The sequence below is a fragment of the bacterium genome (assembly GCA_040757115.1).
Lineage (GTDB): Bacteria > UBA9089 > CG2-30-40-21 > CG2-30-40-21 > SBAY01 > JBFLXS01.
In genome coordinates this window covers 1-2,343 of record JBFLYA010000384.1, presented here as the reverse complement: position 1 = coordinate 2,343, position 2,343 = coordinate 1, and the positions used below count along the sequence as shown (strand labels likewise).

Below are 2,343 nucleotides of genomic sequence, written 5' to 3'. Positions count from 1 at the left end.
TAAGAATATTCCTAAACAAAAATATTGATTTTAAGGAAAGATTAAAGGGGAGGACAAAGAGATAAGGGAAGGATTTAAGGATGGGAGGTGTAATTATTACATAATCTCTCTAATCCTACTTCTGATGCGGGGTTAGAACAGGTCCGACCCTCGAAAGGTTAAAAAGGAGAGGTTTAAATTCAAAGAGGGAGGCAGTTTTGCAGTTTTTAGAAAATTCACCTCTCCAAAAACTACCCTTTCCTAAAAAACGACTTTTTCAACACCCTCCAAAAAATTACTTGACATTTTTCAAATCAATATGGTATAATTCACAATCTATCAATTGATAACTAATAATTAAAAAATAGGACTTCACAAAAAAATAAATAACTGGCAATTGGTAACTAATTACCATTTACCAGTGACTATTTACCAAAACAAAAGGAGGATTTTAAAAAAAATGGCTTATGATGCAACAAAATTACAGGATTGGGAGATTGCCAGAGAGACAGAAAAGAAGATGCCGACACCTGAACAATGGAAGGAAAAATTAGGGCTTAAAAAGGATGAGGTGATTACTTATGGAAGGATAGCCAGACTTGATTTTCTAAAAATTATTGAGCGACTTAAAGATAAACCTGAGGGTAAATACATCGATGTAACGGCGATTACCCCCACGCCGTTAGGTGAAGGGAAGACGACGACTACCCTGGGTTTGATAGAAGGTTTAGGTAAAAGGGGTATGAATGTTGGTGGTTGTATCCGTCAGCCTTCTGGTGGACCAACAATGAATATCAAAGGCACAGCCGCAGGCGGTGGCAATGCCTTGCTTATTCCAATGACTGAGTTTTCCCTTGGATTAACAGGCGATATTGATGCCATTGCTAATGCCCATAATTTAGCTATGGTCGCTATGACAGCCAGGATGCAACATGAGGCAAATTACACAGATGAAGAGCTTTTAAAACATAGTAAGATGAAACGATTAGATATTGACCCAAAAAGGGTAGAAATGGGTTGGGTAATTGATTTCTGTGCCCAGGCACTACGCAATATCATTATCGGTATTGGTGATAAAAAACATGGGTTTATGATGCAGTCAAAGTTTGGCATTACGGTAAGTTCTGAGTTGATGGCTATTCTTTCTATTGTCCGAGACCTTAAGGATTTACGCGAACGATTATCTAAAATCATCGTGGCTTATGATAAACATGGTAAGCCGGTAACTACCAATGATTTAGAAGTTGCTGGTGCAATGTGTGCCTGGATGAGACATACGATTAATCCTACTTTGATGTCAACCGCAGAATATCAACCAGTTATGGTGCATGCAGGACCATTTGCCAATATTGCCGTCGGTCAATCATCTATCATTGCTGACCGTATTGGTTTGAAGATGTTTGATTACCATGTAACTGAGAGTGGTTTTGGTGCAGATATAGGTTTTGAAAAATTTTGGAATGTAAAATGCCGATTTAGTGGACTTACTCCTAATGCGGTTGTAATCGTTGCCACAATAAGGGCATTAAAAATGCACGGTGGAGGACCAACTGTCGTTCCTGGCAGACCTCTTCCTGAAGAATACACCAAGGAGAATTTAGGATTGCTTGAAAAAGGAATTGAAAATCTACTCCATCACATAAAAAATGTGAAAAAATCAGGGGCAAAGCCTGTAGTTTGCATTAACTCTTTCCATACCGATACCAATGAAGAAATTGCTCTGGTGCGTAAATATGTTGAAGAAGCAGGGGCTCGCTGTGCACTGGGTAAACACTGGTTGATGGGTGGAGAAGGTGCCCTGGAACTTGCAGATGCCATTATTGATGCCTGCAATGAAAAAGTTGATTTTAAATTCCTCTATCCAATGGAAATGCCACTTCGACAAAGGGTTGATTTGATTGCTAAAGAAATATACGGTGCAGATGGAGTTTCCTGGACACCTGAGACAGAGGCTAAAGCAAAGGCAGTAGAAAGTGACCCAGAAATGCAGGATTTTGCAACGATGATGGTTAAAACCCATTTGAGCCTTACCCACGACCCAACATTGAAAGGTGTTCCTAAAGGTTGGATTCTACCAGTGCGTGACCTGTTGATATTTGCCGGAGCAAAGTTCCTTTGTCCTTGCACAGGGACTATTAGTCTGATGCCCGGAACAAGCTCTAATCCCGCATTTAGAAGGGTAGATGTGGATGTGAACACAGGCGAAGTGACTGGGCTTTTCTAGGTTCACAGAGGACAGAGGGCAGAGGGCAGAGGACAGAAGGCAGAGGACAAAAGGCAGAGGTCAGAAGGCAGAGGACAGAAGGCAGAGGACAGAAGGCAGAGGGCAGAAAGCAGAGGGCAGAGGGCAGAGGACAGAAGGCA

The 2,343-nt window shown here is 41.2% G+C and carries 1 protein-coding gene; it reads left to right on the top strand.

From position 1 onward, the window contains the following. Positions 1-439: 439 nt before the first annotated feature. Complete coding sequence (locus AB1422_18910; GenBank protein ID MEW6621372.1) at positions 440-2,203, top strand: formate--tetrahydrofolate ligase; 1,764 nt, start codon at positions 440-442, stop codon at positions 2,201-2,203. Positions 2,204-2,343 lie beyond the last annotated feature (140 nt).

What these genes read in the sequence shown, in the direction of transcription:
- AB1422_18910 (MEW6621372.1), top strand. Translation starts at nt 440, where the DNA reads ATGGCTTATGATGCAACAAAATTACAGGATTGGGAGATTGCCAGAGAG.